Annotated in this window: 11 protein-coding genes; 9 read left to right on the plus strand and 2 right to left on the minus strand. The window is 60.7% G+C overall.

All coding sequences use genetic code 11. The features are described from left to right. The 9 genes from JZZ72_RS26565 to JZZ72_RS26605 form a co-directional block, all read left to right on the plus strand. Positions 1-1,176 (plus strand): DUF2345 domain-containing protein (locus JZZ72_RS26565; protein WP_210015421.1); only part of this gene is annotated, 1,176 nt, incomplete at its 5' end. Next, a complete protein-coding gene (locus JZZ72_RS26570) occupies positions 1,173-5,936 on the plus strand; it encodes an RHS repeat-associated core domain-containing protein (protein WP_210015422.1) in 4,764 nt (1,587 codons plus the stop codon). The genes JZZ72_RS26565 and JZZ72_RS26570, both read left to right, overlap by 4 nt. Before the next feature lie 7 nt (positions 5,937-5,943). Further along, positions 5,944-6,243: a hypothetical protein gene (locus JZZ72_RS26575; RefSeq protein WP_147303887.1), complete on the plus strand. Its 300-nt coding sequence runs from the start codon at positions 5,944-5,946 to the stop codon at positions 6,241-6,243. Positions 6,244-6,946: 703 nt separating this feature from the next. Continuing rightward, a complete protein-coding gene (locus JZZ72_RS26580; RefSeq protein ID WP_210015423.1) occupies positions 6,947-7,432 on the plus strand; it encodes a DUF6714 family protein in 486 nt (161 codons plus the stop codon). Between the two features lie 476 nt (positions 7,433-7,908). Next, positions 7,909-8,208, plus strand: coding sequence for a hypothetical protein (locus tag JZZ72_RS26585; RefSeq protein ID WP_146095027.1), 300 nt, complete (start codon positions 7,909-7,911; stop codon positions 8,206-8,208). Between the two features lie 925 nt (positions 8,209-9,133). Next, the gene (locus JZZ72_RS26590) at positions 9,134-9,907 is read left to right on the plus strand and encodes an alpha/beta fold hydrolase (protein WP_210015424.1); all 774 of its coding nucleotides are present in this window, start codon (positions 9,134-9,136) and stop codon (positions 9,905-9,907) included. A 65-nt stretch (positions 9,908-9,972) separates the two neighbouring features. Beyond that, positions 9,973-10,473 (plus strand): DUF2199 domain-containing protein, encoded by a 501-nt coding sequence (locus JZZ72_RS26595; protein ID WP_210015425.1) that lies wholly within the window; start codon positions 9,973-9,975, stop codon positions 10,471-10,473. Positions 10,474-10,638: 165 nt separating this feature from the next. Continuing rightward, entirely contained in the window at positions 10,639-12,675 is a 2,037-nt protein-coding gene (locus JZZ72_RS26600; RefSeq protein WP_054916686.1) for an NADPH-dependent 2,4-dienoyl-CoA reductase, read from the plus strand. Between the two features lie 57 nt (positions 12,676-12,732). Continuing rightward, positions 12,733-13,629: a 1-aminocyclopropane-1-carboxylate deaminase/D-cysteine desulfhydrase gene (locus JZZ72_RS26605; RefSeq protein WP_210015426.1), complete on the plus strand. Its 897-nt coding sequence runs from the start codon at positions 12,733-12,735 to the stop codon at positions 13,627-13,629. On the opposite strand, the gene cybB is transcribed toward JZZ72_RS26605, so the two are convergent. Together cybB and JZZ72_RS26615 are read right to left on the minus strand one after the other, a co-directional pair. After that, on the minus strand, positions 13,630-14,181 hold the full coding sequence (gene cybB / locus JZZ72_RS26610; protein ID WP_058541353.1) for a cytochrome b561: 552 nt from the start codon (positions 14,179-14,181) through the stop codon (positions 13,630-13,632). Positions 14,182-14,294: 113 nt separating this feature from the next. Then, a partial coding sequence (locus JZZ72_RS26615) for a hypothetical protein (RefSeq protein ID WP_210015427.1) occupies positions 14,295-15,080 on the minus strand: 786 nt, incomplete at its 5' end.

A 15,080-nucleotide genomic window follows, 5' to 3' on the forward strand; every position in this document is an offset into this window, starting at 1 on the left:
CAGGACGAGGTGGCCAAGGCCCTGCATGCGCAGCACCAGGGCATCGTCGGCAGCGGCCCGACCAACCAGAGCGCCAACGAATTTCCCGAGTTCAGCGAACCGCACCTGGTGCTGGCCAGCCCGGCGGGCATCGCCCTGACCACGCCGCGCTCGACGCATGTCGCGACCGGCGAGCACCTGGCGTTGAGCAGCACCGGGCACACGAGCCTGTCGATCGGCAAGCGGCTGCTGGCCAGTGCCAGCCAGGGCATGCGGCTGTTCGTGCAGAACATGGGCTGGCGGTTGGTGGCGGCGTCGGGCGACATCGATATCAAAGCGCTGAAAGACAACATCAACCTGCTGGCCAAGCTCGACATCACTGCCAATGCCGACCGCATCACCCTCACCGCCAAGACCGAACTGGTACTCCAAGGCGGCGGCAGCGCCACCACTTTCAATGCCGGCGGCATCACTCACGTAACTACCGGGCCATACACCGCGCATGCGGCGAACTTCGCCCATGTGGGCCCCAAGAACCTGGCCGGGACCTTCCCCGAGCCGCCCAAGCCGGGCAAGGGCGACCTGGAACTGTTCAACCTGTACGCCAATGCCAAGGGCATCCAGGCCGGCGATTACGAAGTGACCGATGCACTGGGCACGGTGCTCAAGGGCAGCCTCGATGGCCAGGGGTTCAATGCCGTGTCGGGGGTGGCACCGGGGCCGGCGTGGGTCAGGTTTGGTCTCGATACGGTCAACACCTGGAGCCTTGGCAGTTTTACCAAAGGCCTGCCCTGGCGGAGCCTGTCGGCCCTTGAAGAGGGCACGCCGTCGATGCTCGGTGCGATGCTCGACAAGCTCAAGCCTGATGTTGGCGGCAGCCTGATCGAAGAGGCCAAGCAACTCGCCGGCAAGGGCATGCATGCAGCAAAGGCCGGCAGTGACTTGCTCAACACCGGCCAAAGCGCGCGCCAAGGCATGCAGCAGATGCGGGGCGCAATGCAGGGCGGCATGGGTGGGCTGGCACAGCGGGTCAGCGCTTCCAGTGCCGTCGGTTCTACGCTGCCTGCCGCCTCGGCGGCGCTGAGTGCGGCGGGCCTGGCCGGCCTGCCAAGGTTGCCAGTACCCAAGCTGGCTGAACTCAAGGCTCACAGCCTGAACACTGTTACCGATTTGCTGCCAGGTGAACTGATCTCATGACTGAACATACCTACGCTTGCGACGACCACTCCCGCGCCTCGCAGGTAGCCATCACCCCGCTTCGCGAAATCCACATAGAAGACGTTGGTCGTGGCGCCGTGGTCTTCGATGCCTGGCTACGTGAGGTCAGTGCCAGTTTTGCCACCCTCGAGCGCATCAGCGGTGTCGCCGGCAGTGTGCCCATGGCAGGCAATATCATTGCCTTGGTCGACGCGCTGGGTGATGTTGTCGCGCTGGCGCGCAGCAACGTACCTGAGCCCTTTGATTGCGCGAGCTTCGGGCTCAACCTGATCGGTCTGGTGGCTTCCCCTGCGAGCATGACCGCAGCACGCATGGCCTTGCGCCCGATGTTGTTCATCGTGCGCCAGGAGGGCAAGCGGGCGCTGGGTGATGCGCTGATGGAGCTGATGGCGGGCCACTTGAATGCTGACATCGTCGGTAGCCTGGATGACTTCGTCGAGCAGTCCCAGGGCAATCTCAAGGAGGCGTTGGCCCAGGCAGCAATCCTGGGCGAACAGATCATTCTCGACATCGCCTCAGGCCTCGGTGCTTTGGTTGCCGGCACTGCTGTGGGTGTGGCCAGCCCGGTCTCGGCGCCAGCTGGAAGCCGGCTTGTCCACGACCCGACGGCGAGCATCGACAACTATCTCCGGGCAGCCTTTGATGCCTACAAGGCGGCCGGCAAAGGCATGACCAGTGCTGCTGTGAGCGTTGCACTGGGGGACGAGGGCAACGCTGGCCTACTGGCGCAGATTGCGCGCCTGCGGGAACTGGCGCCAAAGGTGCGTGCTGAAATCCTTGAACTTTCCGATCCCGGCCGCCCTTGCTCCATTGAAGGCCTGCGCATGAAGCTGGCCAGCAGCGTAGAGCAATGGCGCACGCGCAACCCCCAGGTTGTGGTGGCCAACGTCAAGACCGCAGCCATCAGCACGGCCCAGCACCAGGCTGCCGACGGTAAGGTCGAAACGCAGAAGATGCAGAACCCGGCGAGCCTGGAGGCCAACCAGTGCAAGAATGGCGCGCCCACCAGCACGTGCAACCGCATCAACTTCGCCTCGGGTAGCGAGACGCTTCAGCACACCGACTTCAGCCTGCCGGGGCCGTTTCCGATCGTGTGGACGCGTACCTATCATTCGCGCCTCGATGCCCTCGACAGCGCCAGCCTGGGCGCACGCTGGATCACCGAATTCACCACGTACATCGATATGCTGGATGACGGCGTGCTGTTCCACGACGTGGATGGCCGCAGCCATGCCTACCCGCTGCCCAAGATCGGTATGTCGCACTATGACCCGGTGGAGTACAACGCCCTGGTGCGCACCACCGACAGTCAGCTGATTCTCATGCGCGGGCTGGGGCGCAAGGAAACCTATGAGCGGGCAGGGGGGCGCTTCCTCCTCACGCATATCGTGCTGCGCAGTGGCGCAGGAGCCATGCTGCATTACGAGCACCGTCATCAGGGGCGTCCGGTACTCTCGGACATCAACACCTACCAGGAGAATGACCCTGCCAAGGTACACCTGCAACTCGGCACCGTGCTTGACGGGCATGGCCGTATCCAGGGGCTCTGGCAGGTGGTCGATGGCAAGCCGCTGCGCCAGCTCTGCGCTTATCACCACGACCGGCTTGGCGACCTGGTAACCGCCCAGGACGAGCATGGCGCTGCCTGGCAGTACGCGTACCAGCACCACCTGATCACGCGCTATACCGACCGTACCGGTCGTGGTCTCAACTTGCGCTGGGACGGCAGCGGCCCTCGCGCCAGGGCCGTGCACGAATGGGCAGACGACGGCAGCTTCGAGACTCGTCTCACCTGGGATGAACACATTCGCCTGACAACGGTGACTGACGCGTATGGCCAGCAGACCCGTCACTATTACGATGCGCAGGGCTACACCTATCGTATCGAGTACCCGGATGGGCGCTCGGAGTGGCTGTTTCGCGACCAGCGCAAGAACCTGATTCGCCACCTTCATGCCGACGGCAGCCAGGATCGTTTTGCCTACGACGAGCGAAGCAACCGGCTGCAACACATTCGTGCCGACCATAGCGTGGTGCATTACGCGTACAGCGACGATGATCAGCTGATCAAGGTTCGGGATGCTGAAGGTGGGCTGTGGCGACGGGACTACGACGAGCGCGGCAACCTGGTAGAGACGGTCGACCCGCTGGGCAACAAGACCGAGTTTGCCTACACCGCCACAGGCCAGGTCAGGGCAATCAAGGATGCTCACGGCAACGAGAAAAAACTCGGGTACAACGAGGCCGGGCAGATGCTCGAATACACCGACTGTTCGGGCAAGACCAGCCAGTGGCACTACAACGAATTCGGGCAACTGGTGGAAACCGCCAATGCGGCGGGCGACAAGACGCAGTACGAATACAAGGCGGGGCAGTTGGCCAAGGTGATTCATCCAGACAAAACCGAAGAGCGCTTCGAGCGTGACGCCGAAGGGCGCTTGCTCGCGCACCTGGATGCGCTGGATCGCTGTACTACCTGGTCCTATACGGCTGCCGGTCTGTTGGCTGAACGGGTGGATGCGAAGGAGCACACGTTGCGCTACCAGTGGGACAGGCTGGGGCGGTTGCTCAGCCTGGAGAACCAGAACGAGCAGTGCGCGTTTTACCAGTACGATCCCATGGGACGTCGAGTGGCAGAAACCGGCTTCGATGGTGTGACCGTCCGTTATCGGTACGACCCCTGCACTGGGCGCCTGGCGAGCAGCCAGGTGGGGCAGCGCCGCATCGATTTGCACCACGACCGCATGGGCCGGTTGATCGAGCGCACAGCGCACCTTGGCGATCAGCGCCAAACAGAGCGCTTTGCCTACGACGGCAATGGCAAGGTGCTGCAGGCGATCAACGACTCCAGCACACTGCAATGGTTCTATGACGACGCGGGCAACCTGACCCGTGAGCACCAGCATTACCTGGCAACGGGTACGCCGATGGTAGCGGTGTGGCTGCACGAGTACGACGCACTCAACCAGCGAATCGCCACCACGCGCCCGGATGGCCACAAGGTCAGCTGGCTGACTTACGGCAGCGGCCATCTCTTGGGCATGCGACTTGACCAGCACGAAATACTGGCTTATGAGCGCGACGATCTGCATCGCGAAGTCGCCCGCCATCAGGGCAACAAACTGACGCAAACGCAGGTATGGGACGCGCTAGGGCGTCCGCAAGAACAGTTGCTCACCAGTCATGACGGCCAATCCATTCTGTGCAAGCGCGAGTATCAATACGACCCGACCGGTCAACTGACAGACATCCTCGATACCCGTCGTGGTCACCTGGCCTACCAGTACGATCCGCTAGGCCGCCTGTTGCAGGCCAACAGCCGCCTGGGTGAAGAAACCTTTGCCTTCGACCCGGCCGGCAACCTGACGGACAAGGCGCGGCAACTGCATCGCCCGCTGGATAACGATGCCAGCTCCCACAATGTGATGGACAACGTGCTGCGCGAATACGCGGGCAGCCGCTACACGTATGACGAGCGCGGTAACCTTGTGCAACGCTTGCACAACGGTGTGCCTGCCCACTTCAGCTGGGACTTGTTCAATCGCCTGGTGCGCTACAGCGACGACAGGCTCAGTGTGGAATACAGCTATGACGCCCTTGGTCGGCGGTTGCACAAGCATGCCGTCGCCCATTACAAGGACAAGCCCGAGGCCGGCACCGGCTGGAATGCAATGCAGCGCAGCAAGCGTCAGCGTGAGCTGCACTGCGGTTTCACGCTGTACGGATGGGACGGCGAAACCCTGGCCTGGGAAAGCGCATTGCCCCTCGACGAGGGCGACACAGGCCGTACCGTTCACTACCTCTACGAACCGGGCCGCTTCGTGCCTGTGGCTCAAGCGTTGCACAAGCGCTCGATACGCCTGCTCAGGCAACCCGACTGGCAGGGCCGTCATTACGACATCGACCAGGACCCACTCTGGCAGGCACTGCCCACTGCGCCAGCGTTCGACGTCATTGCCTGGTACCACTGCGACCACCTGGGCACGCCAATGGAAATCACTGACCACAACGGCAATGTTGCCTGGACGGGGCAGTACAAGGTGTGGGGTGAGGTTCGTGAAGAGCGCTCGTCGTGGGCCGCGCAGCATGGCGTGGGCAATCCGATTCGTTTTCAGGGGCAATACCACGACCCTGAAACAGGGCTGCATTACAACCGATTCCGTTACTACGAACCCCGCATGGCGCGCTATGTGTCGAGAGACCCGATCGGGATGCTGGGTGGGTTGAACGTGTACAGCTATGTGAGTAACACGCCTGTTATGCGGGCTGACCCGTTGGGGCTGTTCGACCTGAACATGCCCGGCGTCGCGGAGCGCGCTTCACTGGGAAGTTGGATGTTGCAGAATGGTGCGACACCGGATGAGGTTTCCCGAGCGATGGCGCCGCCGCCGGCCAAACCTATTATGACGGGGGAGTGTAGGGCTTCTGCTACTGCTGCGGTAGGCACGGGCGTGTCGTTCGGTATGAGTGCAAACGAAAAAACCGGTGTGGCGGGGCAGGTGGCTATACCCGTTATGAGTGTAGGTGCTCGTGCGACTGCTAGTTGCGGTTTCAAATTCTCTGATCCTGACTCGAAGTCGTTGCCGGCGGCGGCGGGAGTTGGGGTAGCGCTAGGTATCATCCAGATTGATGTCACGCAGACCTCGACGTGGCCAGAACTGTATATAGGTTTCGGGGCAGGAGTGGGGCCTGAGATCAAGACGCCTGCCAGTCCCGCTGTTTCAATTCCATTGTTCTAGGTGGTTTATGTGTGATGTATTGCAGTTCTTCCGTATTTTTTTATTTGTCCTCGGTGGGGTGTTTGTGGCGGCATCCGTCATTTATGCCAATCATTGTTGCAAGAAAAAAGGTATCAATATGAATACCTTTTCAGGCCTTTTTGAAATGTGGGGCATGGTCTTCAGGTTTGAAAACAAAAAACTGTCGATATTGATGCTGACAGCCGCCTTTGGGGGGCTGTGCGTAGCAGTCATTATTCTCGTGTTAACTTTGTGGGGGCAGAGCCAGGGGTGCGTTTTTCCAATCAATGACAGATCAATGCGTTAAACATATGGACCGGAAGCCATCATGTGGTTTGGAGTTTTCTGGTCCTGATGCAAAGGAGTCAACGTAGGTGTGGGAGTAGGAATGGCGTTGATTCAGGGTTGTTTTAGGCAACCCTCAACCAGTCCGAGCTTTATGTTTATAGGGGTGGCCCTGAAGTTAAAGCTCCTGCCGGCCCGGGTGTTACGTTTTTTAGGTAGTAGGTTATGTGCGACGTAATACAGTTCGTTCGGATTTTTTTGTTTGTTATTTGTTGGGTTTTGTTGGTTTCTGCTGTGTTGTATGCAAGCGCGTACAGTAAAAAAAATGGCATCAACATGAATACGTTCTCAGGTATGTTAGAGGTGTGGGGCAAGGTTTTTAAGTTTGAGAGCAGGAAGCTGTCCATCCTCCTGCTGACTGCGGCCTATGGGGGGGCAGCTATAGGTACCGTTATTCTTGCGTTGACAGTATGGGGGCAGAGCCATGGGTGTGATTTTAAAATTAATTATAGATAAATACGGTAAGCAGGGTGCGAGATATTGACAGGGCCTGTAAAGGGGGCGTCGTACTTGCAAGGGAGTTACCGATCCTGTGCAAACTTCAATTCTGCGTGAGGTGAATCTGGAGTGTGCGTTAGCTCGTAATGCTGTAAATAATCGATATTTCGCTGTTGGGGATAAACAGCACCGAGATGAAGCAATCAAAGCTTGGGGAGTGTAGCGCTATGCGAGAAGAAGACTCGATGAAAATGGAGCAGCGCAGAATTCGAGAACAAATAAAACTCGCTTTTAAGTGTACGGCGCCGCCAGAGGTCTCTCAGATTGTAGCGTCCTCTTATCCTGAGCCCCTTCAGGTCAGGGATTTTTTCAAGGGTCGGAATTGGTGGGATGTTACGCTAGATATATTGGTAGATGAATATGTTGGAGATGCATCTGCATGTTTGTCATTCATGGCCCCCGTCGGGATGAGCTATTATTTGCCAGCTTACCTTTTGATCGCATGTGAGCAATATGATGAAGGTAATGTAATTTCCAAGGAGCTGCCATCAAGGCTGCTGATGTATGCCAGAGATGATGATCTTTATAAGATAAAATGTATGGATGACGCGAAGCAGGCGGCGGTTGCGCAGGTGCTTGAGTTTCTGGTTCAGGCCTATGACGATGAGGATGCTTACGAAGCGTTAGAGTTTTTTTGGGGTAAGTTTCTATGATGGTTGAGCATGTCATTGGTGAAGGCTGGTGGTTTATGGTTCAGTTTGTTTAGTTGATTATGAGGTCGCGGTGAGTCAGTCGCGCGTTTTGTTAGGTGTGAAGCTCGCTCTCGCTGCCATGGTAGTAATTGCCTATCTTGCTTTCTGTCTACTTGCACTGCTCGCGGGTCTGGATTCACCCACACCTATTGAAGTAATTCGGCATGCTATTTTTGTGACGAGGCTTGGTTCCACTGTGTGCTTGGTTGCGGCTTATTTTTGTGCTAAGCGTCAAGGGTGATGAAAATGTTTCCGCTCGTGATGACTATCACGTTGTATCACTTCGTGCTTTTTGCAGTGTCAGCCCACTAGGATGGCTTTTCATATTGGGGGCCCCAGCTTGGCGAGTTCGCACTGTCGTGGGGGCGCAGTGTAAGGCGAAAAACGAGAATGTTTTGTCTGTCGTGATGTACCAGCCCCATTACTCTAGGTGAGTTATGTGCGACACGATTCAGTTTTTCAGAATTTCCTTGTTTGCTTTTTGTGGTGTTTCAATGGCGGCGGCGGTGATTTATGCAAATCAATTTTGCAAAAAGAGAGGCGTAAATATGAACACTTTTTCTGGCATGTTTGAAATGTGGGCGATGGTTTTCAAGTTTGAGCATAAAAAGCTGTCATTCATCATGTTGACTGCAACCTATGGCGGGGCACTCATGATTGTCGCTATTTTCGTACTGACCCTTTGGGGGCAGAGTAAGGGATGTGTCTTTCCGATCAATGACAGGACGATGCGTTAAGCAAAGGACTTCATACATGGCAATGAGGGCATCAGGGGTACCGCGTCGAAGGCGCAACGCATTAAACTGCCGCCGACAATTGCCACCGCGACACAAACAAGGGACCCTCAAACGACGACATTCACTCACCAAGAATGCCAGTACGTCGAAGTTGCCGGAGCGCACCTCTGTTTTCTACCGTAATTATTCCACTGAAAGATGGAGGGCGTATTGTGTGCTTTTGGATGGCTCTATTGATAGAAATAATTTTCTGGTTTTTGTTTGGGGTGGTTTTTGTAACGGTTTTTTATGCAAATGCATACTGCAAGCGTAATGGCATAAATATGAATACCTTTGCAGGGCTTTTGGAAATGTATAGGCATGCTTTTTCATTTAAAAATAAGATGCTTTCGTGTGTGGTCCTTACAACTGTTTACGGCGGAGCAGCCGCAGGAGTCGGGCTGGCTTCTCTGGTGTTTTACGCACGATCTCAGGGGTGTGCGCTTGATGTAGTGGTTCATTTAGGGTGAGTGAAAGGGGAAACAAGAGCTGAAGTTGGCTCGGCAAGTGCTTTTACTGGTGCGTGTTTGGCGCCGAGAACTGTGCTTTAAGTCTGTGCTTTGTAGTTGATGGTTGGTTTGGTGGGTGGGCCATGTTTCAGCGGTGCCATGCGGTGATTTACGCAAACCAATGCTGCACGAAAAAAGGCATCAACATGAGTACTTTTTCTGGCGTGTTTGGCGGGGCACTCATGATTGTCGCTATTTTCGTACTGACCCTTTGGGGCCAAAGCAAAGGATGTGTCTTTCCGATCAATGACAGGACGATGCGTTAAGCAAAGGACTTCATACCTGGCAATGAGGGCATCGGGGGTACCGCGTCGAAGGCGCAACGCATTAAACTGCCGCCGACAATTGCCACCGCGACACAAACAAGGGACCCTCAAATGACGACATTCACTCACCAGGACGGCCAGTACGTCGAAGTTGCCGGGGCACGCCTCTATTGTGAACAGCAAGGCAACCCACAGGGCCCGGCACTGGTTTTTCTGCACGGTGGCTTTGGCGATATCGAAACCTTCAATGCCATCACGCCGGCCCTGGCCGAACATTATCGCCTGATCGGCATCGACAGCCGCGGCCAGGGCAAATCGACCCTGGGGCACCTGCCGCTGACCTACCAGCGCTTGCAACTGGATGTGGAGGCGGTTGCCCGGCAGTTGGGGCTTGAGCGCTTCAGCCTCGTCGGCCACAGCGATGGCGGCATTGCAGCGCTGCGCATCGCGGCTGCCGGGAGTGCTGGCATCGACAAACTGGTGACGATCGGTGCCCACTGGCAACTGAAAGCGGATGATCCCGTGCGCGGCATGTACAGCCGCGTGACCGGCGCGCGCTGGCGTGAGCTGTTTCCGCACAGCTACGAGCGCTACCTGCAGTTGAACCCCGAACCCGATTTCGACCGCCTGGCCGTGGCGTTGCGCGAGCTGTGGCTGGATTCAGGCGAGCAAGGCTACCCGAATGAAACGGTGTGCGGCATCACCGCCGATTTTCTGGTGATTCATGGCGACGAAGACCGCCTGGTAACGCGGGCCAACGCCTGCGAGCTGGCCGATCGGGTGGCGAATGCGCAACTGTTGAACATCCCGTTTACCGGGCATTCGCCGCACGAGGATCACCCCCAGTGGGTAATGCCTGCGCTCAAGGCACTGCTGGGCCTGTAACATGACGCTGCCGTTTGCGCGCCGCGCGGCTTGATCCGGCCTTAAGTGTTCAAGGAGTACCCACCATGCAAGGCTTCCATTGCGCCACCTGTGGCGAGTATCACGACGAGTTGCCCACCACCTTCGGCGCGCCAGCCCCTGCCGCCTGGTATGACCTGCCGGAGGCAGAGCGCGAGCAGCGTGCGCCACTGTCCAGCGATCAGTGCATCATCGATGACACCCACCACTTCGTGCTCGGACGCCTGGAAATCCCGATCATCGGCTCACCCGAGCCGTTCGTGTGGCTGACCTGGGTGACGGTCAGCGAGGCGGATTTCTACCGCACCAGCGAACTGTGGGAAACCCCAGGTCGCGAGCGCGAACCACCGTATGCGGCACGTGTGCAAAGCGAGTTCCCCTATGAGGTTTCGACCCTCAACCTCAAGGCTACGCTGCAGACCCAGGCCCTGGGCGACCGCCCGCTGGTGTTCGTGGACGCGGGCGATCACCCGCTCGCCCTGCAGCAAAACACCGGCATCACCCACGATCAGGCTCGGCAATTGGCCGAACGCTGCCTGCATCAGTGAACAGGTCAGCGCCTCACGCACTGTCAGTTACGGTCATCAACTTGTAACTTTCGGTCATTGAGCCTCACTTCCAGGCGCATTACTGTCCCTCACAGATAACCGACGGGCCCCGCTGCACGCAGCGAGGCGCCCGCATTCCGTGATCAGTTCGCTGTGGAGTTCACCATGACCGCCGCTCAATACCCGCACCTGCTTGCCCCGCTGGACCTGGGCTTCACCACCCTGCGCAACCGCACCCTGATGGGCTCGATGCACACCGGCCTGGAGGAGAAACCCGGCGGTTTCGAGCGCATGGCGGCATACTTTGCCGAGCGCGCCCGTGGTGGCGTCGGCCTGATGGTCACCGGCGGCATCGGGCCCAACGAAGAGGGCGGGGTATACTCCGGCGCGGCCAAGCTGACAACGGCCGAAGAAGCGCAGAAGCACCGTATCGTTACCCAGGCGGTGCACGAGGCTGGCGGCAAGATCTGCATGCAGATCCTCCACGCCGGGCGCTACGCCTACAGCCCCAAGCAGGTGGCCCCCAGCGCGATCCAGGCGCCGATCAACCCGTTCAAGCCCCGCGAGCTGGACGAAGAGGGCATCGAGAAGCAGATCCAGGACTTCGTCACCTGCGCCACGCTGGCCCAGAGCGCCGAGTACGACGGCGTCGAGATCATGGGGTCCGAAGGCTACTTCATCAACCAGTTCCTGGCCGCCCACACCAACCATCGCACCGACCGCTGGGGGGGCAGCTACGAGAACCGCATGCGCCTGGCCGTGGAGATCGTGCGCCGGGTGCGAGAAGCGGTCGGCCCGAACTTCATCATCATCTTCCGCCTGTCGATGCTCGACCTGGTGGAAGGCGGCAGCAACTGGCAGGAGATCGTGCAGCTGGCCCAGGCCATCGAGCAGGCCGGCGCCACGCTGATCAACACCGGCATCGGTTGGCACGAGGCGCGTATCCCGACCATCGCCACCAAGGTGCCGCGTGCCGCGTTCAGCAAGGTCACCGCCAAGTTGCGCGGCGCGGTGCAGATCCCGCTGATCACCACCAACCGCATCAACACCCCGGAAGTCGCCGAGCAGATCCTTGCCGAAGGCGACGCCGACATGGTGTCGATGGCACGCCCGTTCCTGGCCGACCCGGACTTCGTCAACAAGGCCGCCGCCGGGCGCGGCGACGAGATCAACACCTGCATCGGCTGTAACCAGGCCTGCCTGGACCACACCTTCGGCGGCAAGCTGACCAGTTGCCTGGTCAACCCGCGGGCCTGCCATGAAACCGAACTCAACTACCTGCCGGTGGCCCAGCCCAAGCGCATTGCCGTGGTCGGCGCCGGCCCGGCCGGCCTGGCCGCCGCTACCGTGGCCGCCGAGCGTGGCCACCAGGTGACCCTGTTCGACTCGGCCAGCGAGATCGGCGGGCAGTTCAACGTGGCCAAGCGCGTGCCGGGCAAGGAGGAGTTCTTCGAGACCCTGCGCTACTTCAAGCGCAAGCTGCAGACCACCGGCGTGGAGCTGTGTCTGAACACCCGCGTCAATGTCGAGCAACTGGTGGAGGGCGGCTACGACGAGATCATCCTTGCGACCGGCATCGCGCCTCGCCTGCCGGCCATCGACGGTATCGATCACGCCAAGGTGCTGAGCTACCTGGACGTGCTGCTGGCGCGCAAGCCGGTGGGGCAGAAGGTCGCGGTGATCGGTGCCGGCGGCATCGGCTTCGATGTGTCGGAGTTCCTGGTGCACCAGGGCGTTGCCACCAGCCAGGACCGCGAGGCGTTCTGGAGGGAGTGGGGCATCGACACCCGGCTCGAAGCGCGCGGCGGCGTGGCGGGCATCCAGGCCGAGCCCCATGCTCCGGCGCGCCAGGTGTACCTGTTGCAGCGCAAGAAGACCAAGGTTGGCGACGGGCTGGGCAAGACCACCGGCTGGATCCACCGCACAGGCCTGAAGAACAAGCGGGTGCAGATGCTCAACAGCGTCGACTACCTGAAGATCGACGACGCCGGCCTGCATATCCGTATCGCTGAAGGCGAGCCGCAGGTACTGGCGGTGGACAACGTGGTGATCTGCGCCGGCCAGGACCCGCTGCGCGAGCTGCAGGATGGCCTGCTGGCCGCCGGGCAGTCGGTACACCTGATCGGCGGCGCGGACGTCGCCGCCGAGCTGGACGCCAAGCGCGCGATCAACCAGGGTTCACGCCTGGCGGCCGAGCTGTAAAGCGGTGGCGGGGGTGCGCTGGTAGACTGCGCGCTCCCGTCCTGCCGAGCCTGTTCGATGTCTGCCGCTTTCGATGACCTGCCACTGGCACCCCTGCAACCGCTGGCCCTAGGCTGGCTGGCGCGCGCCGGGGTCGAGGTGGCAGTGCTGCGTCTGGACCTTATCGACCCGCTGATCAGCGGCAACAAATGGTTCAAGCTGCAGGGGCACCTGCGCCTTGCCCATGCCCGTGGTGCCCCGGGGGTGATCAGCCTGGGCGGCGCCTATTCCAACCACCTGCATGCCCTGGCGGCGGCCGGCAAGCGCTTCGGCTTTGCCACGGCCGGGCTGTTGCGTGGGCACCCGCACAGCAACCCCACCGTGCATGACCTGCAAGCACTGGGCATGCACCTGCACTGGCTGGGGTACGCCGGATACAGGGCGCGGCATCAGGCGGATTTCTGGCAGCCCTGGCAAGCCCTCTACCCGGCATGGCATTGCGTGCCCGAAGGCGGCGCGGGGCCACTGGGCACCGAAGGCTGCGCACAGATCGTGACCCAGGCGCGGGCGCAGCTGGCGGCCGTGGGCTGGGCCGATTACGACGCCTGGTGGCTGGCGGTGGGCAGCGGTACCACGCTGGTGGGGCTGGCCCAGGCCGAAGCGGGCGACCACCCGGTGCACGGCGCGCTGGCCGTGCCGCCGGGGCATGGGGTGGAAGGCGAGGTCGAGGTGCTGGCGCCGGGCACTTACCGCCTGCACGACGCCAGCCGGGGCGGCTTTGCCAAGGTCGACCCGGCCTTGCTGGCATTCATCCAGGCCAGCGAGGCCGAATCGGGCCTGCCACTGGAACCGCTGTACACCGGCAAGGCGTTGTTGGCCCTGCAGGAGCGTGTGCTGGCTGGCGCGTTCGTGGCCGGCACGCGGCTGATCTTCGTTCACACCGGCGGCTTGCAGGGCCGCCGCGGGTTCGCCTAGTCAGTCACCTTTTTGCGGCAGCATGCGCAGCAGGGTGTTATCGCGGACCACGTAGTGATGATAGAGGCCGGCCAGTGCATGCAGGCCGATCAGCCAGTAGCCCAGTGCGCCGAACCACTCGTGCCAGCCCTTGACGAACTTGGCCAGGTCGGTGTCCGGTGCTACCAGGGCGGGCAACTCCAGGCCGAAGAACGGGATCGGCTTGCCAGCCGCGCTGAGGATCACCCAGCCGGCCAGCGGCAGGCCGATCATCAGGGCGTAAAGCGCCCAGTGCATCAGGTGCGCCAGGCCCGTCTGCCAGGCCGGCGGCTTGGGTTCGATGCGCGGGGTGGGGTGGGTGACCTTCAGGATCAGGCGCAGCCATACCAGCACGAACACGCTCAGGCCGAGCATGAAGTGCAGGCTTTTCATCAGGTCGCGCTCGGCGCTGTCCTTGGGGAAGATGCCGCGCAGTTCGATGCAGGCGTATACCACCGCCAGCAGAATCAGCATCAGCCAGTGCAGGGCGATCGACAGGCTGCCGTAGCGTGCCTGCGTATTGGTCAGGGTCATGGTGGTTCCTCATATCGGTCAATCAGGTCAATGGCCGCGCTCTTGATGGCGCTGTGCGGATAACTCTAATCGCTTGCGCGTGCCCTGCACCTGCGCTGGGGCAAAAAAGTGTGCTAGCGGGCCTTCAGACCCTTGCCGAGCAGGTAGTCGACCAGTTGCGGGTCCTCGATACGGATGGCCAGGTCCATCAGGTCGCTCCTGTCGTCGGCCAGGCAGTAGGGTTTGTGCGGGTCGCAGTAGGTGCCGGTGCTGCTCATGCCGCGCTCGAGCAGCACGCTGAGGATGTCGTAGCTCACGTGCGGGGCGTCGGGCCCGTCGCGACCCTGGCGCGAAAGCTCGACCAGGATCGCTTCCATGGTTTCGCTGCCGGCCTCGGGCAGTGGCAGATGGCGGGCGACGGCCCGGCGCGTGGCGCTGTGCTCGGTCAGCACTGCGGCGTCGAAGGCGTCCATGTTGCTGTCGCTGCGCGTGAAGTAGGAGGTGTCGGCGCCGGCCTTGACCAGGGCGTCGATCAGCGAGGCATCGGCGCCCTGTGCGATGGCCAGCAGCAGCGGGCGTGGGTTGTGGTAGTCGCCGGCTTCCACCGGCGCGCCCTGGGCCAGCAGCCATTCGATGGTGGCAGTGGGGTGGTTGTGCTTGATGGCCGTGGACAGCAGCGATTCGGGGTAGTCGCCGAGCCCGACCATGGCCGGTAGCGCGGCACGCAGGTGCTGCAGCATGGCCAGCGAGGCGTTGTTTTCGAGTGCGAGGTGAAAGGCCGTGGTGTTGCGGGTGACCACACCGGGTGGATACTCGCCGGGTTGGCTGCGCGGGGCCAGCCACGTGTCCAGGTCGGTGGGCGTCGCCTGGCGCCAGAAGCTGTCGCTCAGCAGGGCGAGGTCGTTGTCCTGGTCCAGACC

It is taken from the genome of Pseudomonas palmensis, assembly GCF_017848315.1.
GTDB classification, from domain to species: domain Bacteria; phylum Pseudomonadota; class Gammaproteobacteria; order Pseudomonadales; family Pseudomonadaceae; genus Aquipseudomonas; species Aquipseudomonas palmensis.

Excerpts from the sequence above, each read along its gene's own strand:
- JZZ72_RS26585 (WP_146095027.1), top strand. The coding sequence starts at position 7,909 with ATGTGCGACACGATTCAGTTTTTCAGAATTTCCTTGTTTGCTTTTTGT.
- JZZ72_RS26600 (WP_054916686.1), top strand. The coding sequence starts at position 10,639 with ATGACCGCCGCTCAATACCCGCACCTGCTTGCCCCGCTGGACCTGGGC.
- JZZ72_RS26580 (WP_210015423.1), top strand. The coding sequence starts at position 6,947 with ATGCGAGAAGAAGACTCGATGAAAATGGAGCAGCGCAGAATTCGAGAA.
- JZZ72_RS26570 (WP_210015422.1), top strand. The coding sequence starts at position 1,173 with ATGACTGAACATACCTACGCTTGCGACGACCACTCCCGCGCCTCGCAG.
- JZZ72_RS26575 (WP_147303887.1), top strand. The coding sequence starts at position 5,944 with ATGTGTGATGTATTGCAGTTCTTCCGTATTTTTTTATTTGTCCTCGGT.
- cybB (WP_058541353.1), bottom strand. The coding sequence starts at position 14,181 with ATGACCCTGACCAATACGCAGGCACGCTACGGCAGCCTGTCGATCGCC.
- JZZ72_RS26590 (WP_210015424.1), top strand. The coding sequence starts at position 9,134 with ATGACGACATTCACTCACCAGGACGGCCAGTACGTCGAAGTTGCCGGG.
- JZZ72_RS26595 (WP_210015425.1), top strand. The coding sequence starts at position 9,973 with ATGCAAGGCTTCCATTGCGCCACCTGTGGCGAGTATCACGACGAGTTG.
- JZZ72_RS26605 (WP_210015426.1), top strand. The coding sequence starts at position 12,733 with ATGTCTGCCGCTTTCGATGACCTGCCACTGGCACCCCTGCAACCGCTG.